Here is a 22,556-nt window from a genome sequence, read left to right as displayed (position 1 = left end):
TCCTTCGGGAGAGGGTTAGGGTGAGGGGCTTTTGATCTTCAAAGGCAAAAGCCCGCCCCTGTAATTCAACATTTTCAGGCCAGTTTGGCTGTCATCGGCACGGGCTTGGGTTTGCGAAACACCAACACATTGCCCAGCATCACCAGAACCAGCCCGGCCAGCGCGGGGGCTGTCCACTGGTAGCCTTCGACAAACGCCGACACGTTCAGCGCCACCAGCGGGAACAACACCGTGCAATACGCCGCGCGCTCCGGGCCCATGCGCCCGACCAGGGTCAGGTACGCAGTAAAGCCAATCACCGAACCCGGAATCACCAGGTACAACAACGAGCCGATGTAGCGCGTGTTCCATTCCATGTCGAACGGGATGCCGTTAAACGCGCAGTACACCGCCAGCATGCCCGCGCCATACAACATGCCCCAGGCATTGGTGGTCAGCGGTTTGAGCCCGGCTTTTTGTTGCAGGCTGGAGAGCATGTTGCCCGCCGAAAAACACATCGTGCCGATCAGGGCCAGGCCCAACCCCAGCAAGGTTTGTGGTGTCGCGGTGTGCCCGCTTAATTCAGGCCAGAACAGCAGCGCCAGACCGAGCAAACCCAATGCTCCGCCGGCAATGACGTTACGGGCGATTTTCTGTTTGAAGAAGACCCGCGCATTCAAGGCGTTCCACAGGGTGGCCGTGGAGAACACCACTGCAATCAACCCCGTCGGCACCCACTGGCTGGCGGTCAAAAAGCACATGAAGTTCACGCAAAACAGGCACAACCCCTGAGCCAGGCAGATCAAGTGACCGCGCTTGTTCATCACTTGCAGCTTGCGACTGAGCAATAACACGGCAAACAACACCAGCGCCGCCAGCCCAAAGCGATAAACAATCGACACCGGAATGGCGACAACGCCCAATTGCAGTTTGAGGGCGATCCACGTGGTGCCCCAGATCAAAACCGTTAACACATACAAAAACAGATTCATGGCGCACTCCCGTCAATGGCTTGCAGTGTGTGGCCCCGGGGAGTGCGGCACTTGCAGATTCTTGCGCTTTTATTTGCCCGGGGCTGGCAGGCGGCCCGTGACGGAGTAGGATGCAAGGCGTTGGAGAATTGACCATGCACACACTGCACACACTGCACGTTTTTCAAGCCATGGGCAGCTCGCCCAATGCGCGGCTGGAGCACAGCGCCGAACTGGGTGACGGCATGGCGGCGGCGTTGTGGAGCAACCATCACGACGCGCGCAGCTACGAGGCGCCGACGCATCACACGTTGTCGTGCTACATCTCGGGCGGCACGGGCACCTTTCGTCGGGAAAAACCGGGCAGCAAAGGCTCGCCGGGCAAGCTCTGCGTGCTGCCCGCCGAACATCAATCGTCGTGGATCATCAATGGCGAAATTCGCCTGGCGCACGTGTATGTCAGCCAGGAGCAATTCGCCCTGGGTTGCATCACCCTGCTCGACCGCGAACCGCGCAGCCTGCAACTGCGCGAAATCACCTTTCAGGAGGACGAGCAACAAAGCCTGCGCTTTCATCAATTGATCAACCTGAACTGGAGCGAGCCGGGCGAACGCCTGCTGACCAGCAGCCTGGCCAGCACTCTGCTCGACCATGCGTTGCTCAATCAGGTAGGCATGCGCGACGGGCTGCAACTCAAAGGCGGGCTGGCCGCCCATCAGCGTCGCCACTTGGTTGAGAGCATTGAGCATTCATTGGCCGAGCCGCTCAGCATCGGGCAACTGGCGGCGCAATGCGCGCTGTCGCCCTACCACTTTGCGCGCATGTTCCGCGAAAGCTTCGGTGTGCCGCCGCATCAGTACGTGCTGGCCCGACGCATGGCCCGCGCGCGTGAGTTACTGCGCAACAGCTCACTGGCGCTGGGCGACATCGCCCTGGCCTGCGGCTTTGCCAGCGCCAGCCATTTCACCAATCGGTTCAAGCAAAGCATGGGCGCCACGCCGGGGGAGTACCGGGCGGCTTTCATCCCATAACCTGTGGGAGCGGGCTTGCTCGCGATTGGGTCTCTGCCCGGATATCCGCGTCGTCTGCATCGCGAGCAAGCCCGCTCCCACCCAAAGCCATAGCCTGCAGGTTTAAAACTCCAGGGTGCTGGACAGGGTGAACTGGCGCGAGTCTCCGATCGAGACGAAGGTACGGCTGGCCGCCGAGGTGTAGTAGGTGCGGTCAAACAGGTTTTTGATGTTGAACTGGAATTTGACCTTTTGCCCTTCGATACGGGTGTCGTAGGTGGCGAACGCATCGGCCACGGTGTACGACGGCAGGTCGAAGTCGTTCAGGGCATCGCCCGCCCGTTCGCCCACATAACGGGCACCCGCGCCGACCCGCAGTTTGTCACCGCCAATGATGTTGCCGAAGTCATACACTGCCGACACCGAGCCGCTGTTTTTGGCCACGTTCTGCAAGCGCATGCCTTGGTAGGTGTTGTCTTTGGTCACTTCCGCGTCGGTGTAGGCGTAGCTGCCGATCAGGCTCCAGTTGTCACTCAACTGGCCGGTGACGTCCAGTTCCAGGCCGCGTGAGCGAACCTGGCCTGCCGTGGAGTAAACGGTGTCTGCGCCCACGGTTGTCGACACCAGTACGTTGCGTTTTTTAATGTCGTACAGCGCCACCGTGCCGGTAATGCGCCCTGGAATATCAAGCTTGGCGCCCAGTTCCCACGATTTTGATTGCTCAGGGGCAATGGCCGAGTCGAGTACCACACCCCCATCCAGCGGGGCGATGCTGGAGTTGGGCTTGAATGATTCGGTGTAGCTGCCGTAGAACGACAACTCATCGGTGTAGCGGTACACCAGACCGGCACGCGGAATCCATTTAACCCCGTTGGTATCCGTACTGGCTTTGAACGGGATAGCTTTACCCGCCAATTGGTCGTACTTCTGGAAACGCGCACCGGCCACCAAAATCCATTGATCGGTGAGGTGAATGGAGTCTTGGGCAAATAAAGAATCGCTGCGCAGCAGGTCGGTCTGGTTGCTGTCCTTGGCGCTGACCGTGGTGCCCGCCACTTCATTGCCGTATACCGGATTGAGGTAGCTGAAGGTGGATTTGCTGTTTTGACGGATCAATTCAGCACGGTAGATTTTGCGGTATTCGTCATCCAGGCCAAACACCAGGTCATGCTGCATCCCTGCCGCCTGAACCTTGCCTTGCAGGCTGATTGTAGAAAAGCGGTCGGTGGTGAGGGCGCCCTTGGTGCCGTCCATGCTGCGGGTCAAGGTACCGTCCGAGTTGACCTTGGTCACGCGCACTTGGCTGGCGTCGTAGGTTTCGCGGTTCCAGCTGTAGCCAAAGTGGGCTTTCCAGTCGTCATTAAGGTCATGGTCCACTTCAAGACGGTACAGGTCCGAACGCCCTTCCATGTTGTTGAAGGGCTCATCCAGACGGCGTGTGGCCGGGATGTCCAGCGGGTGGTTGGTCTTTGGGTTGATGGCCGTGCCACGGTCAAACGGCGAGAGGAATTCGCGGTGCTCGTAGGCCAGCAACACTTGAGTGTTGTCGCCATACCAGGCCAGCGACGGCGCCACGAGGGTTTCGCGGTGCACGCCAAAGTTGCGCCAGTAATCTTCGTCTTCGTGGTCGACGATCATCCGGTAAGCCAGCCCCGAATCACCCAAAGGCCCCGTGCTGTCCAGGCTGCCACCGCTGCCGTTTTTACCCGAGCCATAGCTCGAACCGCGCACGGTCACGGCGTTGTACTGCTCCAGCAACGGTTTTTTGCTGACCACGTTGACCACCCCACCCGGGTCTTGAATGCCGTAGAGCAATGAAGCCGGGCCTTTGAGCACCTCGACCCGCTCAGCGGTGGCATTGAGCGCCCGCCCCTGCACGATGGGCATGCCGTCGCGCATGATCGAGCCGTCGCGGTTGTCACCAAAACCGCGCTTCATCACCGAGTCCTGGGTGCTGCCCAGCGTATTGCCCTGGGTGATGCCGCTGATGTTGTTCAGGGCGTCATCGAGGTTGCGCGGCGCCTGATCGCGAATCACCTGCGCGGGCACCACGTTGATGGTTTGCGGGGTTTCCATGGACGAACCCGTGCCGCGCATCACCGATGACGTGGCGGGAGGCTGATAGGTGGTGTCGTTTTGCATCTGCGAGGTAATGCTGGTCGCCCCCAGATTCAGCGCATCACCGGTCGGCTGCGGCTCAAGGGCGTAGGTGGTGGCGTCAATGCGGCGAACGTTGAAGCCCGAATGCGCCAGCAATTGCTGCAAAGCCTGATCTGCACTCAGGCGACCTTTAATGGCCGGTGCTTGCAGGCCAAAGGGCGCCTCATCGGTGTAAACCACACTGAGGCCGGTCAAGCGGCTGAAATCGTTTAATGCCTGGGGCAACGCCTTGGCCGGCAGATTGAAATCAAACAGCGCCACGGGTTGCTGCTGCGCAACGTCTTGCGCCAACGCCACGCTCAACGGGCTGAGTGCCAGACCTGCCATTACCAGCGCAGACGCGCCCATCCACTGCTTTACCGAACCGCCTGCCGCCGACCTTGCCCTGGACTTCATGCTCATGACCTGTGTATGACTTGTTACGGAATACGAATTTTTCGCATTTTCAAGCACTACACGGATGGGCTCAGGGTTTACCTCACCTGTTGTTGAAAAATAATTTTAAATCTCCTCTGCATACCCTCAAGGGTATTTCTGACGAGCATGTAGAACAGCCAAAATATCGATCTGATCCGTTACTTGGTAGATCACCAGATAATTAGGCCGCACGACGATTTCACGAGTGCCGGGCACCCGGCCAAATCGATACAGGTGAGGGTTTTCTGGCAGAGCAGAAGTCACAGCTTCAATGGCCAGGGTCAGTTCAACCGCTGCGGCAAAGTTATGGTCGGCGATGTAGTCAATAATTTTCATGAGGTCAGCCCGAGCCTCGGGCCGCCATTCAATCCGCACTGTGCGTGTTGCGCTTCAATTCAATAAGCGCCCGCATATCGGCCATTACTTGATCGTGCGGGACACCGGGGCCTGGATCATCCAGCGCGGCTTGTACCTTGGCGCGGAACCAACGGTCATAACTGGCCGCCTGCTCTTGGGTTTCGAACGTTTTAGCATCGGACTCTGCAACACAGTGCGTATGTTTGGCGCTCATGGGGGAGCCCTCCGGGTGAATGTTCGTGAGTCTAATCCGTACCTGATTCACTGTCGTTGCCGGGCCGATGAAGGGGGTGAACCAGATGTACTCAGGCTAGGCTTGCTTGTCGGCGCTCACAAGCAAGGCACGCCGCTTTGGCTTGAGAGAAAAGTCCGGTAATCAGCGCAGAACAATCACCCGACCCAACAGGTTGTGCTGTTCAAACCCGAGCACGCCTTGCAGGGAGTTAATCACTGTTTGCGGGTCCTGGCTGGGGAAGCTGCCGCTGATACGCCGTTCACCCAGTTGTGCATTCAGCAGCACAATCTGCCCGGGGTAATAACGTTTGAGGTCGGCCACGACGTCGGCCAGCGGGGTTTTGTAGTACGTCAGCCAGCCCGTGCGCCAGCCCAGTTGTGCAAGGCTGTCGACGCGGTGCACGGTGTCTGCCGTGCCTGCAGCGTAGGCCACTTGTTGATCGGCGGTAAGAATCTGCTGCGGCGCCTGTTTGTCAGCCTTGACCCCGACCCGCCCGGACAACACCGTGACCTGCGCGCCGCCGGACTGTAAGCGCACCTCAAACTCGGTGCCCAACACCCGTGCTTCGCCGCCGTCGGCATCCACCACAAATGGCTGGCCGGTGTGGATGACGTGAAAAAACGCCACACCCCGGCGCAATTCGACATGCCGCTCGTTGCCACTGAAGTTAACGGCAATGGCGCTGTCGGCCCCCAACGTCACTTCGGATTGATCGGCCAGGGTCAAGGTTCGCACTTGCCCCGGCGCGCTGACGTAATCGGCGCCCAGATCGTTTAGCCAGCGCATGGGCTGCCAACCGGCAAACACCCCCACCATCAGCAACAGGCAGGCTGCTACAGCCAGGCCACTGGACCAGCGTGCCAGGCGATGACGTCGGCTGACGTTCATCTGCGACAGGTAGCGTTGCATCACCAGCGCTTCTTCATTGGCCAAGGTGTTGCCCGCCACTTCGCTCAGTTCCCACACCACTTGCGCCTGCGCGTAGGCCTCGGCATGGGCCGGGTCGGCGTGCAGCCAGCGGCTGAAGGTGGCCTGGTCGCCGCTGTCGGGCTGGTCATGCAGCACGCTTAGCCATTGCAGCGCAGTGCGCTCCTGCTCGGGTGTCACCTGGATCTTCGAATGTTGAGTCACGATGCTGTCCCTGGCGGCTCTCGCAAGCTGGCCTTGCAGGCCTCTAGGGCGCGCATCATATGTTTTTCGACGGCACTTTGGGACACGCCGGTGACCTTGGCGATCTCGGCATAAGTGCGGCCATGGATACGATTGAGCAAAAAGATGTGCCGGGTGCGCTCTGGCAGGCTGCGCAACGCCGCCTCGACCTGGCGCAAATCATTGCCCGCCTCCAGCGCCGCCTGCGGCTCACAGCCTTGGGCGTCAGGCTCGGCCTGCCAATGCTGGTTGAGCCGGTCGCGGCTGCCTTCGCTGCGCAGATGGTCGATGGCGATGTTGCCCGCGCAACGCAGCAAATAAGTGCCGAGTTCCTCGACCTGAACCAAGGGCCGCCGCCAGAACCGCAAAAACAAATCCTGAACCAGATCGGCGGCCGTGGCCCGACAGCCCACGCGGCGGCTGACCAGCGCTTCCATTTGTGGGCGCTGGGATAAAAACACCTGCAGAAAATGCGCACGTCCATGGCGCGATTCACTGCCAGGTCCATCCTTGAGTTCGGGAGGGTTCATGGGCGTCGAGGCGGGAAGTCAAAAAGAAGGCGGATATTAATGATAAATATTCTCATAGGCAAAAGCAGATGACGGACTGTGCTGAATCCATTTATCCAGGGTGATTGCTCAATCCAATCACTCGCCACTACAATGCGAACAATTCTTGTTCTCTAAAGCGTCTTCGGCGCAGCTGGAGTGGTCGTTGCCCCCGTCAAACACCGTCGAGGTTCTCTATCAGGACCACCACAGCTGGCTCACCGCCTGGCTGCGGCGCAAGCTGGGTTGCCCGCAAGGCGCTGCCGATCTGGCGCAAGACACCTTTATGCGGCTGCTGACCGCCCGCGAAACACCGACCATTGCCGAACCCCGGGCTTTTTTGACCGTGGTCGCCAAGCGCGTGCTGTTTAACCACTATCGTCGCCAGGAGCTGGAGCGCGCCTATTTGCAGGCGCTGGCAGAGCTGCCCGAGACGCTGGTGCCGTCCGAAGAAGACAAAGCCATCATTCTGCAAACCCTCGCCGAGCTGGATCAATTGCTCGACGGCCTGCCCTCGCCGGTCAAGCGTGCCTTTTTGCTGGCACAGGTCGATGGCCTGAGCTATGCCGAGATCGGCGCGCAACTGGGTATTTCAATTGCTACGGTTAAACGCCACCTGAACAAAGCCGCCCTGCGCTGCTACTTCGCCCTGTGAACGGCGCCTTTAATCATCCGCCAGACATTACCCCGGGAGTCGCCGAGCAAGCGGTGAGCTGGCTGGTGGAAATGCAGGGTGGCGCGCTCAGCCCCCGGCGCCAGCAAGCCTGGGAGCATTGGCTCAAGGCCCACAGCGAACACCAACGCGCGTGGGAGCATATTCAGCGGGTCAACCAACGCTTACGCGGGTTGTCCTCGCCCCTGGCCCACGCCGCGTTGAACGCGCCGAAAAGCAGCAGCCGTCGCCACGCCCTCAAGCTGTTGCTGTTGTTGGGCGCGGGCTCGGCACTGACCTACAGCCTGCGCGACCAATTGCCGATCACCCCGCTGCTGGCGGATTACAGCAGCCCGGTCGGCGAGCGTCGCAAAGTGCAGTTACAAGACGGCAGCCTGATCCAGCTCAACACCGCCAGTTCGGTAGATGTGAACTTCAACGCCCAGCAGCGGGTGATTCGCCTGCTGGAGGGCGAGATGCATCTGATTGCCGCTAAAGATGCCCGGCCTTTGCAGGTGCTCACAGCCGATGGCCTGTTGCAGCCGCAGGCCGCGCGCCTGAACCTGCGTCAATTCAATAACCGCACCGAACTGGCCGTATTTGATGGCCGGGTCGCGCTGTCACCGGCCGATCACACCGGTAGCCCGTTGTGGGTAAACGCCCATCAGCAAGTGAGTTTTAACCGCTTGGCCTGGAGCACTCCGCATGCCCTGGACGCCGGCAGCGGCGCCTGGACTGACGGCATGCTGGTGGCCGCACACATGCGCCTGCAAGACTTTCTGGCCGAACTGGGCCGCTACCGTCGCGGCCAACTCAATTGCGACCCTAAAGTCGCTGAGTTGCTGATCTCCGGCACTTACCCGATAGACGACAGCGAGCGGATCCTTAGCCTGCTGGAAATCAGCCTGCCGGTGCGAGTCAGACGCTTTACCCGGTACTGGGTGACGGTAGAAGCGCGTGTCTAGCCCCCTGTAGGAGCGAGCTTGCCTCGCGATCTTTTTTAAAGATCAACAGATCGCGAGCAAGCTCGCTCCTACACGGTGTGTGCTTATTTCAAAGAACGTGAGCTGTTTTCAAATCTGGCGTGACAGAGAAGGTAAGCCACTTCGATTTATCCCTTCTTCTCAGGACTTTTTCATGCCCGCTCAGCCGTTCCGTCTTACGTCCCTGGCCAGTGTGTTACTGGGTGCCAGCCTCAGCTTCAACGCCGTTGCCGAGCCTGACGCCAAGCACTATCACATCGCGCCCTCCTCCTTGGAAAACGCGCTAAATCAGTTTGGACGTGAAGCCGGGGTGCTGATTTCGTTCAGTTCAGCCACCGCCAGTGGCCTGCAAAGCCACGGTCTTGAAGGTAACTTCAACCCGGAGCAAGGCTTGCAAACGTTGCTCGAAGGCACCGGCCTGCAAGCCCGTTCAGAAGGCGAAGGCGCATTCAGCCTGCAACCGGCACCTGCTGCTGACGCCCCGCAAAGCATCGAACTGGGCGCCTCCAGTGTGGTCGGCGACTGGCTGGGTGATGCCGAGCAAATCAATGTGTTCGAACATCCGGGCGCCCGTGACGTGATCCGCCGCGAAGAGTTCGAACGCCAGGGCGCCACGTCTGCCCGAGAGGTACTCAACCGCATCCCCGGCGTCAACGCCCCGGAAAACAACGGCACCGGCAGCCATGACATGGCCCTCAACTTCGGTATACGCGGCCTCAACCCGCGTCTGGCCACGCGCTCGACGGTGTTGATGGACGGCATTCCGGTACCGTTTGCGCCGTATGGTCAGCCTCAGTTGTCTTTTGCCCCGGTGAGCATGGGCAACATGGACGCAGTGGATGTGGTACGCGGCGGCGGTGCCGTGCGTTACGGCCCGCAAAACGTGGGCGGCATCGTCAACTTTGTGACCCGCGCGATTCCCGTCGAGCCGACGGTTAAAGTGGGCGTTCAGACCGAAACCAGCCCGTCGTCCACCCAGGACGGCTTCAAGAAAACCGCCAATCTGTTGGCAGGCGGCACGGCCGACAATGGCCTGGGCGGCGCCGTGCTTTACTCCGGAACACGTGGCAGCGACTGGCGCGAACACAGCGACACGCGCATTGATGACCTGATTCTCAAGGGCAACTACCAGCTCGACGAAGCCAACAGTTTCAACGCCATGGCCCAGTACTACGACGGCGAGGCCCAAATGCCGGGCGGCCTGAGCACCGCGGCTTACAAGGCTGATCCGTATCAATCGACCCGCCCGAACGACAAGTTCTGGGGCCGCCGCACGCTGGTCAATTTTGGTTATCGCTACCAGGAAGACCGCCGCGAATTCACGGTGAACAGCTTCTTCACCAAAACCCTGCGCAGCGGGTATCTGGATCAAGGCACTTTCCTCTCGCTGTCACCCCGCGAGTACTGGGTGCGCGGGGTTGAAACGCGCCTGGCCCAAGGCTTTGACCTGGGCAGCAGCGTGCACGAAGTGGGCGTGGGGTATCGCTACATCAACGAAGCCGGGCACGAGTTGCGCTACCGCACGCCTATCGCTGACAACCAATTGCCGACCACCAGCAGCCGCAACGACCGCGACACTCGCGGAGCCACCGAGGCGCACGCCTTTTTCATCGACGACAAAATCAACATCGGCAAGTGGACATTCACGCCCGGCATTCGCTACGAAATGATCGAACAGCAGCAAACCAACCTGCTGACCCACGTGAAATATAAAGGCGACTACAACACGCCGTTGCCAGCACTCAACGTGATGTACCACGTCACCGACAGCTGGAACATCTACGCCAACACCGAAGGCTCGTTCGGCAGTGTGCAGTACAGCCAGATGCCGAACCGGGTCACCGGCGGCGAAGTAAAACCTGAAAAAGCCCGGACTTGGGAACTGGGCACGCGCTACGACAATGGCAACCTGCGCGCGGAGATCGGCGCATTTTTGATCAACTTCAACAATCAATACGACAGCAACCAGACCACCGACACCGTGATCGCTCGGGGTAAAACCCGCCATCAAGGCATCGAAGCCAGCGTCAACTATGCGCTCGAAGGCTTGAGCCCGGAACTGGCCGGTTTCGACGTGTATGCCACCTATGCCTATGTTGACGCGACCATCCGCGAAGATGGGCCAAACAAAGGCAATCGTGTGCCGTTCTCCTCGAAAAACAAAGGCAGCGTTGGCGTTGCTTACACCCAAGGCCCGTGGAAGGCCAATCTGGACAGCACCTTCCAGAGCAACCAGTTCGCTGACAACGCCAACACCCGCACCGAAAGCGCTGACGGCAGCACCGGCCTGATCCCCGGCTACATGCTGTTCAACACCCGCGTCGGCTACGATTTCGGCCATCAATTATCTGACTTGAACGTGGCTGTCGGCGTTAAAAATATTTTCAACCACGAGTACTACACACGCTCGTTTGACGACAACAACAAGGGCAAATACGTGGGCGAACCTCGCACCGTGTACGTCCAGACCTCTGTTGCATTTTGATATAAATCGGCCATGGCCCGCCCACGCGGGCCTTTGTCCCTGTCAAAGACTGACGCGGATCAGGGCCAATGATTGTTCCTGAAAAAAGTGCTTGAAATATTTGCTCATCGGCTCAAACACTGTAGGTGAGCGCTGACGATGAACCTTTGAGTCGCGAGGCCGTCACAACTCACACGAGCACGCTAGATAAGGGAAGCATTATGCAAACTGAAGTCTTTTCCGATAAAAACATCGCTGTTGACGCACGCACCCAGAATTGGGTGACAGCTACAGTTGAAGTTACGCTCGAGCGTTACCTGTTAGACCTGACTCGAGTCATCGTGCATGTCACCGATGAGAATGGCGGCAAGTCCGGTCCAAAAGACAAACGCTGCAAAATGGAGGCTCGTCCAAAAGGTCACCAACCGATTTTGGTATCCCACGACGCTAATGAACTGACACTCGCCGTTGAAGGCGCTGCGACCAAACTGCAGCACGCTCTGGAGCATTTGTTCGGCAAGCTGCGTGGTAAACACACCGCAAAACTGCCCGTTGAGGGGTTCGGAGAGAAAGAGCACAAAACCAGTGCTGACGTTTTGCTTGAAGAAGAATTCCTGGAAAAAGAACAGGCTGCACTCAACAGCTGATTCAGCGCCAAGCGCACTAGAAAAGGGCGGGCTTACTTCGGTAAGCCCGCCCTTTTTAGTGGTGCAAAAAAGCCAGATTACAACTCGCCCTTCTCCACCTCCGGGTGCTCGCCAGAACCGGCGCCGGTCTTGCGATGGGGGTTTTCGATCTTCACTGAGGGGAACTGCGAAGACGCATAGCGCACCACCAGAATCGCAAACGCCAGCAGCAGAATCGCCCCGGTCAGGTACACCACGCCCATGTCCGGCGGGTTGTGGTGCGAAACGTTGGAAATCAGCAAGCGGGTCAGCGCCGTGATCGCCACGTAAATCAGGAAACGCACGGGCATGTGGTTAGTCTTGAAATAAATCCCGACCATCGCCCCCAGTTCCAGGTAGATAAACAGCAGCAGAATGTCGTCGATGGTGATATTGCCCTTCTCCACCATCTGCAGAAATTCCATCACCGCCGCCCAGGCAGTGACAGCACCAATGGCGAACAAGGCCAGGTAGTGGAAGGTTTCAACGAACAAATTGCCCATCGATTCGGCCAGTTCATGGACCCGGCGACGTAGCTTCTCAGCTTTGTTTACTCTCACGATGCAGCTCCTTGAGTCGATTAAAACGGATCATCCGCGATGAACGTGACGCTTTCTGCATGCAGAAAAAAGGCCAGTCACCGCCAGTGAGATGATGGCCAGCCGCGATTAGACACGTCCCCCGCCATTTGCAGCTAGAGTCAAAAAGTCGCTAGTCAAAGGGCGGTGATTGGCTTATGCTTTTTGCTGTATAAAAACACAGTATTCGTAAGACAACTTATCGTGAAGGCATATGAGGTGGTAAATGGCCGTCGAAGTGGTATACCGCAGCAGCCGAGATCTGGAGCGTTTGTTCATGGATAAAGCCGAAGCTGACCGTCATGACAAAATGCTCGAGCTGGCCGAGCTGCTGGCTGAAGTGTTGCAAAGGGCTGTGCCGTCGCTGAACGAGCAGCAAGTTGAAGAAGCCGGCATCTACATGGCGAAGAACCGCGATGTGTTCGCCAAGGCCTTCAAGAGCCAGCCCGACGCGCTGTCCGAGCTGCTGGTCGAGAGCGAGTAATCTGTCGCGCCCTCGCTTGACTCTCCCCTTTGGGGCAACGTTTACCTTGAAAGGCCTTCTTTCAGGTGAGTGTAGCGATGAGCAAGCGTGTACTGATCATTCTGGGGCATCCCTCGACCGACAGTTTCTGTGGCGCGATAGCAAATAATTATTTCGAGGCAGCAACGCACGCTGGTCACGAGGTGCGCATAGTGCAACTGGGTGCTCTGAACTTTGACCCGGTGCTGCACGAAGGTTACAACCAGATCCAGACACTGGAACAAGACCTGCTAGATGCCCAGGCAGACATCATGTGGGCCGAACACCTGGTGTTTGTGTTTCCACTGTGGTGGGGCGGCGTTCCGGCTTTGCTCAAAGGCTTTATCGACCGCACCTTCCTGCCAGGCTTTGCCTTCAAGTACCGCCAGGGCAAAGTCTTCCCTGACAAATTGCTCAAAGGCCGCACCGCCCACCTGCTGGTCGCCATGGACACTGCACCGGGGTATTACAAATGGGTTTACTGGATGCCGGGGCTTCATCAAATGCGCAAGCACACTTTGGCGTTTTGCGGCATAAAACCGCTGACCACCTTGATGTTCGGCCCAGTGTTAACCTCGACCACAACTCAACGGCAAAGGTGGCTGCAACAGGCCATGGCGCTAGCCCGTCGCTAAGTGCTTCATCGGCCGACTGCTTCTTTTAAGGACCTTTCATGTACATCGGCAAAGCGGCCCAATTGTCAGGCACGACCATAAAAAGCATTCGTCACTACGAAGCCATCGGCTTGTTGCCCTCCCCTCAACGTCAGGGCAAATACCGCATCTACTCCCAACACAGTGTTGAGTGGCTGAAGCTCATCAAGTGTGCACAGCAGTTGGGTTTCAAGCTTAAGGAAATGCTCGCGATTGTCGAGAACCACCCAGGGCAACCCTTGCCGTGGGAGGTGGTCAGCAACGCCATCGAGGTAAAGAAAAATGCTGTGGCGAGGCAGATCGAAGCATTGCAACAGGTGCAGGCACAGTTGGTTGAATTTGAAACCCGTTTCAAGGATGCCTCACAACCTGTTAATCCGGGCTGCGATCCTTAACCTGCAGAAAACCGGCCCGCTTTTAGTCCTGCCCATACAGCAGCTTCTGCGCCAGTTCGTCCGAAACCCGGGCCGGTGAACGTTTTTCGGCCTGGGCGTGGGCGTAGATGCCGGTCAGACGTTTGCTGATTTGCAGCAAATGCTGATTGATGGTTTCTGGCTGCGCTCCTTGGTGAGTCAACGCCATGTAGATCAGCCCGCCCGAATTGATGACGTAATCAGGCGCATACAAAATGCCTCGACGCTCCAACTGGTCGGCCACTTGCAAGTTGGTCAACTGATTGTTGGCGCATCCGGCCACAGCAGAGCAGCGCAATTGGGCGACGCTGTGCCAGTTCAACACGCCACCCAACCCGCACGGCGCCAGAATGTCACACGGCGTGCTGAGCAAGGCTTCGCAGGCCACCGGGTGAGCACCCAACTGCTCCATGGCCAAGCGTACTTTGCCGGGGTCGGTGTCGCACACCAGCAACTCGGCGCCAGCGGCATGCAGTTGCTCGGCCAGGGCGTAGCCAACTTTGCCCAAGCCTTGAATGGCCACGCGCAGGCCTTCGAGGTTGTCACTGCCCAGCCGCGATGAGGCGGTGCTGCGGATGCCGGCAAACACGCCCATGGCCGTGTGCGCCGAAGGATCACCGGCGGCGGTGGTGCTGGTGACGTGGCGGGTATATTGGGCGATGCAGTCCATATCGGCGGTGGAGGTGCCGCTGTCGATGGCGGTGATGTAACGGCCGTCGAGTTGCTCCACGCAGCGCCCAAATGCTTCAAACAGCGCTGAACGGCTTTCAACATGAGGCGCGCGCATGATGACCGCTTTTGCCCCACCCACTGCCAGCCCGGCCAGCGCTGCTTTATAGCTCATGTCCTGGGCCAGACGGACCGCATCGCTGACGGCACTTTCGTCGTTGGGGTACGCCAGATAACGGCACCCACCCAACGCTGGCCCCAAGCGACTGCTGTGAATGGCAATCACGGCTTTAAGCCCTGTAACGGGATCAATACTGAGGTGCAGCGACTCCACATGAGCGCTTTGCATGAGAGCAAACATTAACCAGCCCTCGATCGGTGACAGGTAAACGCCAGTATAGGCCGTCGCAAAAAAGGCGTTGAAGTGAGCAGGAATAAAGCTCAGGGATTTGCGCTGGTTGCAGGTATATGGAGAACGCCAGAACTGCCGACGGCTGCGATGGTTTGATTTTCAGGATCAAAAGATCGCAGCCTTCGGCGGCTCCTACAAGGTTTAGCGTCCGTTAGATCGGCGTATCCGGTTGCCGTGCCGGATGCGCCTGGATAAAGGCCGGGTGCTGTTCGGCCAATGCCGCCACCCTCGCAATGCGTGGATAGGCCGCCAGCGACACGTTGAACCGTTGTGCCGCGTACACCTGTGGGATCAGGTACACGTCTGCCAGGCCCGGCTCAGGGCCAAAGCAATAGCCGCTGTCACCGATCATGTGTTCGATGGCCGCCAAGCCCTGGCTGATCCACTGCTCGATCCACTGGCTCACCTGCTCTTCGTTCTGCCCCTGTTGGCGCAGTTGGTTGAGCACGCTGACGTTGTGCAACGGGTGGATATCACAGGCCACCAAAGCCGCAACGGCACGTTCGTGAGTGCGGGTGATCAGGTCTTCGGACAGTAATGGCCGCACCGGGTAGCGTTCTTCGAGGTATTCGATGATCGCCGGTGACTGGATCAATACGCTGCCGTCATCGGTGCGCAAGGCCGGTACACGGCCCTGCGGGTTGATCGCCTGGTAGATGGGCTGGCGCTGCTCGCCCTTGAGCAGGTTGATCGGCACGGCCTGGTAATCCAGGCCTTTAAGTGCCAAAGCGATGCGCACCCGGTACGACGAGGTCGAACGGTAGTAAGCAAAGAGTTCCATGGCTCGCTCCTCAGCGTGCAGCGACAACCTTGCCACGGCATTCGCCGAAACCGATTGAGGCAAAACCTTCACGCTTGCAACGGGCGCGGAAGATGATTTCGTCGCCATCTTCAAGGAATTTGCGCACTTCACCCGACGCCAATTCCACCGGATGCTTACCGCCTTCGGTGATTTCCAGCAGGCTGCCCAGTTGTGATTGGTCAGGGCCCGACAAGGTGCCCGAACCGAACAAGTCACCCGGCTGCAATTGGCAACCGTTGACGCTGTGGTGAGCCACCAACTGCGCGGCGGTCCAGTACATGTTCAGGCTGTTGCTCAAGCCCAAACGCTGCGCAGGCAGGTTTTGCTCGCGCATTGATGCGGTCAACAGCAGCACTTCCAGTTCGATGTCCAATGCACCGTGGGCCTGATCGTGGGCATCCAGCAGATACGGCAGCGGCTGCGGATCACCTTGCGGGCGCGCAGGTTGTGCACGGCGGAACGGTTCCAGGGCTTCGGCGGTCACCACCCACGGCGAAATGCTGGTGATAAAGCTTTTGGACAGGAACGGCCCCAGCGGCTGGTATTCCCACGCCTGAATGTCACGCGCCGACCAGTCGTTGAGCAGGCAGAAACCGGCAATGTGTTCGCTCGCTTCGCCGATCGCGATGGCATCGCCCATGTCGTTGCCCTGGCCGATCCAGATGCCCAACTCCAGCTCATAGTCCAGACGGGCGCAGGGGCCAAACACTGGTTCGGTCTGCCCGGCGGGCAAGGTTTGGCCTTTAGGGCGGCGCACATCGACGCCCGACGGTCGGATGGTCGAGGCACGGCCGTGGTAGCCGATTGGCACGTATTTGTAGTTGGGCAGTAACGGATTGTCGGGGCGGAACAGTTTGCCGACGTTTTTCGCGTGCTCGATACCCACATAGAAGTCGGTGTAATCACCGATTTTGGCGGGCAGGTGCAGTTCGCAATCAGCCGCCAGCGGCAGCAGTTTGGCGCCCTGGGCTTCGATCTTGCCACGCAGGGTGCTGCCTTCGCTGAGCAGTTCCAGCAAGCGTTCACGCAAGGCCACGCGAGCGCTTTTGCCCAAGGCAAAGTAGGCGTTCAAGGCGCCACCCAACGAGGCTTCTACGGCGACTTTGGCAGGCCCTTCGAACAAACCGGCAGCCAATGCGGCTTCCAGGTCAAAGATGTGCTCGCCAATCGCCACGCCGCTGCGCGGGGCTGAACCCTGAATGCTGAACACACCCAGCGGCAGGTTTTGTAACGGGAAATCGCTGTGACTATTGGCGGAGGCGATCCAGCTACGGGTTAAGGTGGACTGGGTCATGGTTATCTCCGGTTCGGGGTAAAGGTCGAGGGCAACGAAGCCCAGCAAGCGTCGTAATGAGGTTGCAACTGCGGGCACTCGAGGGCGAATTGGCTCGGACGCAGCACCTGGCTGGTCTCAAACATAAAGGCCATGGTGTTGTCGATTTTGCTCGGTTGCAGATCGGCCGCAATGGCTTTGCTGCAGGTTTCGGCATCCGGGCCGTGGGCGCTCATGCAACTGTGCAGCGAAGCACCGCCGGGCAAGAAGCCTTCGGCCTTGGCGTCATAACTGCCCTGGATCAGGCCCATGAACTCGTTCATCAAGTTGCGGTGGAACCACGGCGGCCGGAAGGTGTTCTCTGCCACCATCCAGCGCGGCGGGAAGATCACGAAGTCGAGGTTGGCCAGACCCGGCACGCTGGTCGGCGAGGTCAGCACGGTGAAGATCGACGGATCGGGATGATCAAAGCTGACGGTGCCGATGGTGTTGAAACGGCGCAGGTCATATTTGTACGGCACATTGTTGCCGTGCCACGCGACCACGTTTAGCGGTGAGTGATCCAGCTCGCAGCCCCACAGTTCACCGAGAAACTTTTGCACCAGGGTGACCGGCTGCTGCGAGTCTTCGTAGTACGCGGTCGGGCTCAGGAAGTCACGCGGATTGGCCAGGCCATTGCTGCCAATCGGCCCCAGATCGGGCAGGCGCAGCGGCGCGCCGTGGTTTTCTGCGATGTAGCCGCGGGCTTGTGCGTCGAGCAGTTCAACGCGGAACTTGAGCCCTCGCGGGATCACGGCAATTTCCAGAGGCTCCAGGTCCAGACGCCCCAACTCGGTGGCAATGCGCAAACGGCCCTGCTCCGGCACCAGCAGCAACTCGCCATCAGCATTGAAAAACACACGCTGCATCGAGGTGTTGGCGCGGTAGCTGTAGATGCTGATCCCGGCAGGTTTGTCCAGGCCAGCGTTGGCGGCCATGCCGACCAGACCGTCGATAAAATCGGTGGGCTCGGCAGGAATCGGCAGCGGGTTCCAGCGCAGGCGGTTAGGCGTCACCGGCCCCAACGGGCCACCGGCCAATTGGCGCTCAAGCTTGGTAAAGGCCGGGTGATTGGCGGACGGCTTGATCCGGTACATCCAGGTGCGCCGCGACTCGCTGCGAGCCATGGTGAATGCCGTGCCAGAGAGCAATTCGGCGTACAGGCCATAGGGGACTTTTTGCGGAGAGTTCTGCCCGACGGGCAATGCGCCCGGCAATGCTTCACTGCTGAATTCATTGCCAAACCCGGATTGATACGCGAGGTCAGACAAAGACGAGTCGAGGTTCATGGAGCCTCCAGAGTGGAGAAAACAGTGGACTCACTCAGCACTGGAACCGTGCGTGTGTCACTGCGTTATTTTTATCGTAATCGAATTACGCATAACGTAATTTGATTGGTAGTAAGCGTCAAGCTATAAAGACGCCCATTCATCCCGAGACCCGCGCCCCCATGCAAAAGCCTCCAAGCACCGCTGACAGCACCGGCAAACAGAAAGTGCGCTCTGCTGAAGTCGGCACCGACATCCTCAAGGCCTTGGCCGAGCTGTCGCCATCGACCTCGTTATCGCGTCTGGCCGAGCACGTGCAGATGCCGGCGAGCAAGGTCCATCGTTACTTACAGGCGCTGATTGCCAGCGGGTTTGCCGAGCAAAATACCGCCACCAACCATTACGCCCTGGGCCGCGAAGCATTGCGTGTGGGGTTGGCCGCGCTCAACAGCATGGACGTGCTCAAAGTCGCCGCCCTGCCGATGGCCGAGCTGCGTGATGACTTGAACGAAACCTGTTTTTTGGCCGTGTGGGGCAATCAGGGCGCGACTGTGGTGCACATCGAAGCCGCTGTTCGTGCGGTCACGGTGGTGACCAAGCTGGGTTCGGTGCTGCCGCTGCTCAGTTCATCCACAGGGCTGGTGTTCAACGCCTTTTTGCCTGATCGCGAAACCGCCGAATTGCGCGCGCTGGAACTTGCAACCGACCACCTGCACCCGCTGCAACCTGCCCAGGCCTATACCGCGATCAGCGAACAGATCCGCACCCGTGGTTTGCATTTTGTGCACGGCCTGTTGATGCCTGGCGTCGATGCGCTGTCGGCGCCGGTATTCGAAGCGACCGGCAAAGTAGCGGGCGTGCTGACCGTGGTCGGCCCTACCTCACTGTTCCATGCCGATGAACATGGCCCGGCCGCGCAGCGCTTGCTGGCAGCGGCCCACGCCGTCAGTTGGCGCATGGGCTACCAGCCCGATTGATCACGTTGCGTGTTGCACACGCAAAAGGCGTCGCACAATGAAGCCCAGTAAAACAACCTTGTTCGACCTTTATGCAGTGTTGGCCATCAGCACCCACAGAAGCTTTCGAAAAGCGGCAGATGAGCTTGAGATTTCTGCGTCTGCGCTAAGCCACGCAATTACCAACCTGGAAGCGCGGATGGGCACACGTTTGTTTAACCGCACCACTCGCTCTGTGTCGCTGTCGGAGGCTGGCAGGTTGTTTGTCGAGCGCATCAGCCCGGCGATTGAAGAAATCCAGCTTGCGGAAGAAGGCCTGAACGCCTTTCGGCAATCGCCGCAGGGAACGCTGCGCATCAGCGCTTCAGAGACGGCAGCGCGGATTGTGATGTACCCGGCGTTTACCGCGTTTTTGCAGCGTTTTCCAGACATGCAGGTCGAAATCGTCGTGCAAGAAGGCTTGGTCGATATTGTTGCGGACAACCTGGACGCGGGCATCCGCCTGCGCGATCAGGTGCCAAAAGACATGATCGCCGTGGCCTTGGGCCCGGAAGCGTTTCGCCCGCTGGTAGTCGCCTCCCCCGACTATCTGGCGCGTCACGGCACGCCCGAATCCCCCGAACAATTGAGCCAGCACAACTGCCTGGCCTATCGCTTTTCCAACGGGCAGATCTACCACTGGGAATTTGTACGCGATGAAGTACGCACCGTGGTCAAGCCACAAGGCAATTTCATCGTTAATGCCCAGACGCTGATCGTCGAAGCCGCGAAGCAGGGTGCGGGCATCGCCTACGTCGACGACTCCAGTATCCGGGCTGATATCGCTCGGGGCGAATTGGTCCCCTTGCTGCTCGACTGGTGCGAGCCCTTCCCCGGCCTGGCACTTTATTACCCGGGCCACCGGCTTGTGCCGTCCGGGTTGCGGGCGCTGATAGACAGCTTGCGCAGTGATCGCCCGCTTAAAAACTGACCTTGCTCGCGAACCTTTAAACGATCAAAAGATCGCGAGGCAAGCTCGCTCCTACAGGGTTTATCAACGTGACGGCTTGAACTGCATCAGTTCGCTCCCGGAAACTGCGCCCGCATAAAGCGTTCGTAGGCTTGATCATCCAGTTCCCGGCGCGCTTTAACCAAATGTTCGACGCCATACGGCGCGCAATAACGCAGCCGGTCTGTGCCGTCGGTGGCGGCGGCATAAATGTCTTTGGCTACCTGCTCGGGGGTGGCCACGCCTTCGGCCAGCTTGGTCATCGCCTCTTGGGTGCTGGCCAGAAATGCGTCATAAGCGGGTACGTTGCCATTGCCGTTGCTTTCACGCGCGGAGCGCTCATGGAACGGCGTCATAATGCCGCCCGGCTCGAACAGTTTGACGACGATATGCTGCGAGGCCAGTTCGTAGGCAATCGACTCGGTAAAGCCTTCGAGGGCGCACTTGGTCGAGATGTACACAGAACTGTTGGGCAGGCCGAAAATACCGCCACAGGAACCGACGTTCAAAATCATACCGCCGCCCTGCTGGCGGAGTATCGGAATGACGCGCTGGATCACATTGATAACGCCGAAAACATTCACATCATAATTTTTGCGAATCTTTTCGATGGGCATCCCTTCAATTACACCGTACTGGCCATAACCCGCGTTGTTGATGACCACGTCAATTCGGCCAAATCGTTCCAGTGCCACGGTCAGCGCGCTATCGATGCTCGCGGTGTCTTCGACATCCAGCCGTACAACCAGCAGGTTCGCAATACCGTCCAGCCCATGGGCGGCTTCGGGATTACGCACAGTGGCGACTACATTGAAGCCGTGTTCGGCAAAGTACCGGGCCGTCGCAGCCCCGACGCCGCTGGAGCTACCGGTGATCAGCATGGTTTTTTTCATGGGGTTCCCCTTTCAGAAGTGCAACCAGTCTGAGCGGGAAATGGCGTGGGTTTAAGACCGAAATCAGGGATGCCTTAGTGAGCCATTTGCATCAATCGCAACATTGCGCGTGCCGTGGTAAGCCGCGACGCAGAGCGGTGCTGGCCTGGCCGACTGTTGCCTAATTTGTAACAGAGCTTGTCGTAAACCGGCCTTACTCCCAGGCCAGCGAGCCCTTATTCTTGTCGCACTTACCGGGCACATCTGCCCGCCAGAGCATCGAGTCACAGCGATTCTGCTCACACTGTTTACCCTGACGTTGATTTGCTGCTCCTTGATGAACGTCTTCTTTGGCCGCTGTTTTACAGCGGCCTTTTTTATGCCCGGGATTTAAGCCCGGATGCGCGCTTCAAATCACCAGCATCAACAAGGGCGCGGCCAGCAGGTTGAGGATCCCGGTGAGGACCATGACCAAACCGGCCACCGAGCCTTCTTCGCTGCCCACTTCACGGGCACGGCTAACGCCCGCACCGTGAGCACCGACCGCAAACAGCGCGCCGCGCGCCAGGCTGCTGCGCAACGGCAACCATTTGAGCAGGATGCCGCCCATCATGGCGCCAAACACGCCCGTGAACATCACGAATACGGCGGTGAGTTCCGGTACGCCGCCCAGGCTTTGCGCAACGGGCATGGCGAACGGCGTGGTAATGGAGCGCGGCACCAGCGACAAGGTCAGTGATGTGTCGAGCGCCAGCACTTTGGCCAACCAGTACGAGCTGCCAATCGAGGCGACACTGCCCGCCATCATGCCGAGCAACAACGCCAGCCAATGCCGCGCCAGCAACTTGCGTTGCTGCCAAATCGGTACGGCAAACGCGACGGTCACCGGGCCAAGCACCAACATCAGCCAGTGGGTATCACGGGAATATTCGGCGTAGGCTGTGTGCAGCGGCGCGGCCACGGCCAGCAACAAGGCAGGCACCAGTATCAGCGGCGACAGCAGATAGCGCCCGGTGCGCCGGTACAACCAGCGGCTCAGACCATAAGTCCCCAGCGTGAGCACCAGCCAGAACATCGGCATCAGTTCAGCTTTCATGGCGCAGCTTCCAGCGGCACACGGCTTCAACGGTAAAGGCCGTGACGATCATCACCAACAGGGTGCTCACGCCAATCACCAACAAAATGCGCCAGCCCTCGTCACGCACCAAAGCGCCGTGATCGAGCAGGCTCATCAAGGCGGGAATAAAGAACAACAGCATTTCGGCCATCAGCACACCGGCGCCCAACTGCAAGGTGGCAGGCTTGACCCAGCCTAGGGCGAAGGCCAGCAGCAACAGGATCATGCCCATCACCCCGCCGGGGATCGGCACCTGCAACCACGCGGCAATCTGGCAGCCGACAAAATAGATGGCCAGCAATACGGCGATTTCACTGATCAGCCGACCCATACGTTTTACATCGAAGCGTTTCATAGTGGTTCCAGAGCAGACAGGCCTTCAGTTTAAAGATGCACCTTCCATACCTAAAACGAATTGTTAGAC

The 22,556-nt window shown here is 59.0% G+C and carries 24 protein-coding genes; 10 read left to right on the top strand and 14 right to left on the bottom strand.

Annotated features, from left to right (window positions below):
• Positions 1 to 74 precede the first annotated feature (74 nt).
• Entirely contained in the window at positions 75 to 971 is an 897-nt protein-coding gene (locus GHO32_RS05130) for a DMT family transporter (protein WP_153333494.1), read from the bottom strand.
• A 134-nt stretch (positions 972 to 1,105) separates the two neighbouring features.
• On the opposite strand from GHO32_RS05130, the gene GHO32_RS05125 reads away from it, so the two are divergent.
• Entirely contained in the window at positions 1,106 to 1,981 is an 876-nt protein-coding gene (locus GHO32_RS05125; RefSeq protein ID WP_048368473.1) for a helix-turn-helix domain-containing protein, read from the top strand.
• A 102-nt stretch (positions 1,982 to 2,083) separates the two neighbouring features.
• Here the strand turns inward: GHO32_RS05125 and GHO32_RS05120 are convergent, their stop codons facing one another.
• From GHO32_RS05120 to GHO32_RS05100, 5 genes are all read right to left on the bottom strand, one after another.
• Positions 2,084 to 4,516: a TonB-dependent receptor gene (locus tag GHO32_RS05120; RefSeq protein WP_153333496.1), complete on the bottom strand. Its 2,433-nt coding sequence runs from the start codon at positions 4,514 to 4,516 to the stop codon at positions 2,084 to 2,086.
• A 126-nt stretch (positions 4,517 to 4,642) separates the two neighbouring features.
• Positions 4,643 to 4,912: a type II toxin-antitoxin system RelE/ParE family toxin gene (locus GHO32_RS05115; protein ID WP_123749647.1), complete on the bottom strand. Its 270-nt coding sequence runs from the start codon at positions 4,910 to 4,912 to the stop codon at positions 4,643 to 4,645.
• Entirely contained in the window at positions 4,902 to 5,108 is a 207-nt protein-coding gene (locus GHO32_RS05110; protein ID WP_123749646.1) for an antitoxin, read from the bottom strand. The genes GHO32_RS05115 and GHO32_RS05110 overlap by 11 nt, the downstream gene beginning before the upstream one ends.
• A 162-nt stretch (positions 5,109 to 5,270) precedes the next feature.
• Positions 5,271 to 6,260, bottom strand: a complete 990-nt coding sequence (locus GHO32_RS05105) for a FecR domain-containing protein (protein ID WP_368668417.1) — start codon at positions 6,258 to 6,260, stop codon at positions 5,271 to 5,273.
• Positions 6,257 to 6,808: an RNA polymerase sigma factor gene (locus tag GHO32_RS05100; protein ID WP_123749644.1), complete on the bottom strand. Its 552-nt coding sequence runs from the start codon at positions 6,806 to 6,808 to the stop codon at positions 6,257 to 6,259. The genes GHO32_RS05105 and GHO32_RS05100 overlap by 4 nt, the downstream gene beginning before the upstream one ends.
• 184 nt (positions 6,809 to 6,992) lie before the next feature.
• On the opposite strand from GHO32_RS05100, the gene GHO32_RS05095 reads away from it, so the two are divergent.
• From GHO32_RS05095 to GHO32_RS05080, 4 genes are all read left to right on the top strand, one after another.
• The gene (locus GHO32_RS05095; protein WP_048368275.1) at positions 6,993 to 7,481 is read left to right on the top strand and encodes a sigma-70 family RNA polymerase sigma factor; all 489 of its coding nucleotides are present in this window, start codon (positions 6,993 to 6,995) and stop codon (positions 7,479 to 7,481) included.
• Positions 7,478 to 8,443 carry a FecR domain-containing protein gene (locus tag GHO32_RS05090; RefSeq protein ID WP_368668418.1) on the top strand — a complete coding sequence of 322 codons (966 nt, stop codon included), beginning with the start codon at positions 7,478 to 7,480 and terminating at the stop codon, positions 8,441 to 8,443. Before GHO32_RS05095 ends, GHO32_RS05090 begins: the two co-directional genes overlap by 4 nt.
• Positions 8,444 to 8,615: 172 nt before the next feature.
• Positions 8,616 to 10,946: a TonB-dependent Fe(3+) dicitrate receptor FecA gene (gene fecA, locus GHO32_RS05085; protein WP_153333504.1), complete on the top strand. Its 2,331-nt coding sequence runs from the start codon at positions 8,616 to 8,618 to the stop codon at positions 10,944 to 10,946.
• 200 nt (positions 10,947 to 11,146) lie between these two features.
• Positions 11,147 to 11,572 (top strand): HPF/RaiA family ribosome-associated protein, encoded by a 426-nt coding sequence (locus GHO32_RS05080; protein WP_048391044.1) that lies wholly within the window; start codon positions 11,147 to 11,149, stop codon positions 11,570 to 11,572.
• A gap of 77 nt (positions 11,573 to 11,649) precedes the next feature.
• Here the strand turns inward: GHO32_RS05080 and GHO32_RS05075 are convergent, their stop codons facing one another.
• Entirely contained in the window at positions 11,650 to 12,150 is a 501-nt protein-coding gene (locus GHO32_RS05075; protein ID WP_048390220.1) for a phosphate-starvation-inducible protein PsiE, read from the bottom strand.
• A 244-nt stretch (positions 12,151 to 12,394) separates the two neighbouring features.
• Here GHO32_RS05075 and GHO32_RS05070 point away from each other — a divergent pair, with 244 nt between their 5' ends.
• The 3 genes from GHO32_RS05070 to GHO32_RS05060 all read left to right on the top strand — a co-directional run bounded on the left by GHO32_RS05070 (position 12,395) and on the right by GHO32_RS05060 (position 13,718).
• Entirely contained in the window at positions 12,395 to 12,652 is a 258-nt protein-coding gene (locus tag GHO32_RS05070; RefSeq protein ID WP_153330464.1) for a YebG family protein, read from the top strand.
• Positions 12,653 to 12,729: 77 nt separating this feature from the next.
• On the top strand, positions 12,730 to 13,305 hold the full coding sequence (locus tag GHO32_RS05065; protein WP_153333273.1) for an NAD(P)H-dependent oxidoreductase: 576 nt from the start codon (positions 12,730 to 12,732) through the stop codon (positions 13,303 to 13,305).
• A gap of 38 nt (positions 13,306 to 13,343) precedes the next feature.
• Positions 13,344 to 13,718: a MerR family transcriptional regulator gene (locus GHO32_RS05060; protein ID WP_153333275.1), complete on the top strand. Its 375-nt coding sequence runs from the start codon at positions 13,344 to 13,346 to the stop codon at positions 13,716 to 13,718.
• Between the two features lie 22 nt (positions 13,719 to 13,740).
• Here GHO32_RS05060 and GHO32_RS05055 read toward each other — a convergent pair whose 3' ends face one another.
• The 4 genes from GHO32_RS05055 to hmgA all read right to left on the bottom strand — a co-directional run bounded on the left by GHO32_RS05055 (position 13,741) and on the right by hmgA (position 18,220).
• Complete coding sequence (locus tag GHO32_RS05055) at positions 13,741 to 14,766, bottom strand: Glu/Leu/Phe/Val dehydrogenase dimerization domain-containing protein (RefSeq protein ID WP_048368288.1); 1,026 nt, start codon at positions 14,764 to 14,766, stop codon at positions 13,741 to 13,743.
• A gap of 202 nt (positions 14,767 to 14,968) precedes the next feature.
• The gene (gene maiA, locus GHO32_RS05050; RefSeq protein ID WP_153333277.1) at positions 14,969 to 15,598 is read right to left on the bottom strand and encodes a maleylacetoacetate isomerase; all 630 of its coding nucleotides are present in this window, start codon (positions 15,596 to 15,598) and stop codon (positions 14,969 to 14,971) included.
• Between the two features lie 10 nt (positions 15,599 to 15,608).
• Complete coding sequence (gene fahA, locus GHO32_RS05045; protein ID WP_153333278.1) at positions 15,609 to 16,913, bottom strand: fumarylacetoacetase; 1,305 nt, start codon at positions 16,911 to 16,913, stop codon at positions 15,609 to 15,611.
• Positions 16,914 to 16,915: 2 nt separating this feature from the next.
• On the bottom strand, positions 16,916 to 18,220 hold the full coding sequence (gene hmgA, locus GHO32_RS05040) for a homogentisate 1,2-dioxygenase (protein WP_153333280.1): 1,305 nt from the start codon (positions 18,218 to 18,220) through the stop codon (positions 16,916 to 16,918).
• A 161-nt stretch (positions 18,221 to 18,381) separates the two neighbouring features.
• Between hmgA and GHO32_RS05035 the strand changes: the two genes are divergently transcribed.
• Both GHO32_RS05035 and GHO32_RS05030 read left to right on the top strand, forming a co-directional pair.
• Positions 18,382 to 19,176 (top strand): IclR family transcriptional regulator, encoded by a 795-nt coding sequence (locus tag GHO32_RS05035; protein WP_153333282.1) that lies wholly within the window; start codon positions 18,382 to 18,384, stop codon positions 19,174 to 19,176.
• Positions 19,177 to 19,213: 37 nt separating this feature from the next.
• Positions 19,214 to 20,125 (top strand): LysR family transcriptional regulator, encoded by a 912-nt coding sequence (locus tag GHO32_RS05030; protein ID WP_153333284.1) that lies wholly within the window; start codon positions 19,214 to 19,216, stop codon positions 20,123 to 20,125.
• An 86-nt stretch (positions 20,126 to 20,211) separates the two neighbouring features.
• On the opposite strand, the gene GHO32_RS05025 is transcribed toward GHO32_RS05030, so the two are convergent.
• From GHO32_RS05025 to GHO32_RS05015, 3 genes are all read right to left on the bottom strand, one after another.
• Positions 20,212 to 21,036 (bottom strand): SDR family oxidoreductase, encoded by an 825-nt coding sequence (locus GHO32_RS05025; protein WP_153333286.1) that lies wholly within the window; start codon positions 21,034 to 21,036, stop codon positions 20,212 to 20,214.
• Positions 21,037 to 21,424: 388 nt separating this feature from the next.
• Positions 21,425 to 22,111 carry an LrgB family protein gene (locus GHO32_RS05020; protein ID WP_153333287.1) on the bottom strand — a complete coding sequence of 229 codons (687 nt, stop codon included), beginning with the start codon at positions 22,109 to 22,111 and terminating at the stop codon, positions 21,425 to 21,427.
• Positions 22,101 to 22,487 (bottom strand): CidA/LrgA family protein, encoded by a 387-nt coding sequence (locus tag GHO32_RS05015; protein WP_153333289.1) that lies wholly within the window; start codon positions 22,485 to 22,487, stop codon positions 22,101 to 22,103. Before GHO32_RS05015 ends, GHO32_RS05020 begins: the two co-directional genes overlap by 11 nt.
• Between the last annotated feature and the right edge of the window lie 69 nt (positions 22,488 to 22,556).

Origin of the sequence: Pseudomonas sp. FSL R10-2189 (assembly GCF_009600325.1) — a bacterium.
Lineage (GTDB): Bacteria > Pseudomonadota > Gammaproteobacteria > Pseudomonadales > Pseudomonadaceae > Aquipseudomonas > Aquipseudomonas helleri.
This window is presented reverse-complemented; position numbering and strand designations above follow the sequence as displayed.

Coding starts and splice junctions, on each gene's coding strand:
- GHO32_RS05130 (WP_153333494.1), bottom strand. CDS start 971: ATGAATCTGTTTTTGTATGTGTTAACGGTTTTGATCTGGGGCACCACG.
- GHO32_RS05125 (WP_048368473.1), top strand. CDS start 1,106: ATGCACACACTGCACACACTGCACGTTTTTCAAGCCATGGGCAGCTCG.
- GHO32_RS05120 (WP_153333496.1), bottom strand. CDS start 4,516: ATGAAGTCCAGGGCAAGGTCGGCGGCAGGCGGTTCGGTAAAGCAGTGG.
- GHO32_RS05110 (WP_123749646.1), bottom strand. CDS start 5,108: ATGAGCGCCAAACATACGCACTGTGTTGCAGAGTCCGATGCTAAAACG.
- GHO32_RS05100 (WP_123749644.1), bottom strand. CDS start 6,808: ATGAACCCTCCCGAACTCAAGGATGGACCTGGCAGTGAATCGCGCCAT.
- fecA (WP_153333504.1), top strand. CDS start 8,616: ATGCCCGCTCAGCCGTTCCGTCTTACGTCCCTGGCCAGTGTGTTACTG.
- GHO32_RS05080 (WP_048391044.1), top strand. CDS start 11,147: ATGCAAACTGAAGTCTTTTCCGATAAAAACATCGCTGTTGACGCACGC.
- GHO32_RS05070 (WP_153330464.1), top strand. CDS start 12,395: ATGGCCGTCGAAGTGGTATACCGCAGCAGCCGAGATCTGGAGCGTTTG.
- GHO32_RS05065 (WP_153333273.1), top strand. CDS start 12,730: ATGAGCAAGCGTGTACTGATCATTCTGGGGCATCCCTCGACCGACAGT.
- GHO32_RS05060 (WP_153333275.1), top strand. CDS start 13,344: ATGTACATCGGCAAAGCGGCCCAATTGTCAGGCACGACCATAAAAAGC.
- GHO32_RS05055 (WP_048368288.1), bottom strand. CDS start 14,766: ATGTTTGCTCTCATGCAAAGCGCTCATGTGGAGTCGCTGCACCTCAGT.
- maiA (WP_153333277.1), bottom strand. CDS start 15,598: ATGGAACTCTTTGCTTACTACCGTTCGACCTCGTCGTACCGGGTGCGC.
- fahA (WP_153333278.1), bottom strand. CDS start 16,913: ATGACCCAGTCCACCTTAACCCGTAGCTGGATCGCCTCCGCCAATAGT.
- hmgA (WP_153333280.1), bottom strand. CDS start 18,220: ATGAACCTCGACTCGTCTTTGTCTGACCTCGCGTATCAATCCGGGTTT.
- GHO32_RS05035 (WP_153333282.1), top strand. CDS start 18,382: ATGCAAAAGCCTCCAAGCACCGCTGACAGCACCGGCAAACAGAAAGTG.
- GHO32_RS05030 (WP_153333284.1), top strand. CDS start 19,214: ATGAAGCCCAGTAAAACAACCTTGTTCGACCTTTATGCAGTGTTGGCC.
- GHO32_RS05025 (WP_153333286.1), bottom strand. CDS start 21,036: ATGAAAAAAACCATGCTGATCACCGGTAGCTCCAGCGGCGTCGGGGCT.
- GHO32_RS05020 (WP_153333287.1), bottom strand. CDS start 22,111: ATGAAAGCTGAACTGATGCCGATGTTCTGGCTGGTGCTCACGCTGGGG.
- GHO32_RS05015 (WP_153333289.1), bottom strand. CDS start 22,487: ATGAAACGCTTCGATGTAAAACGTATGGGTCGGCTGATCAGTGAAATC.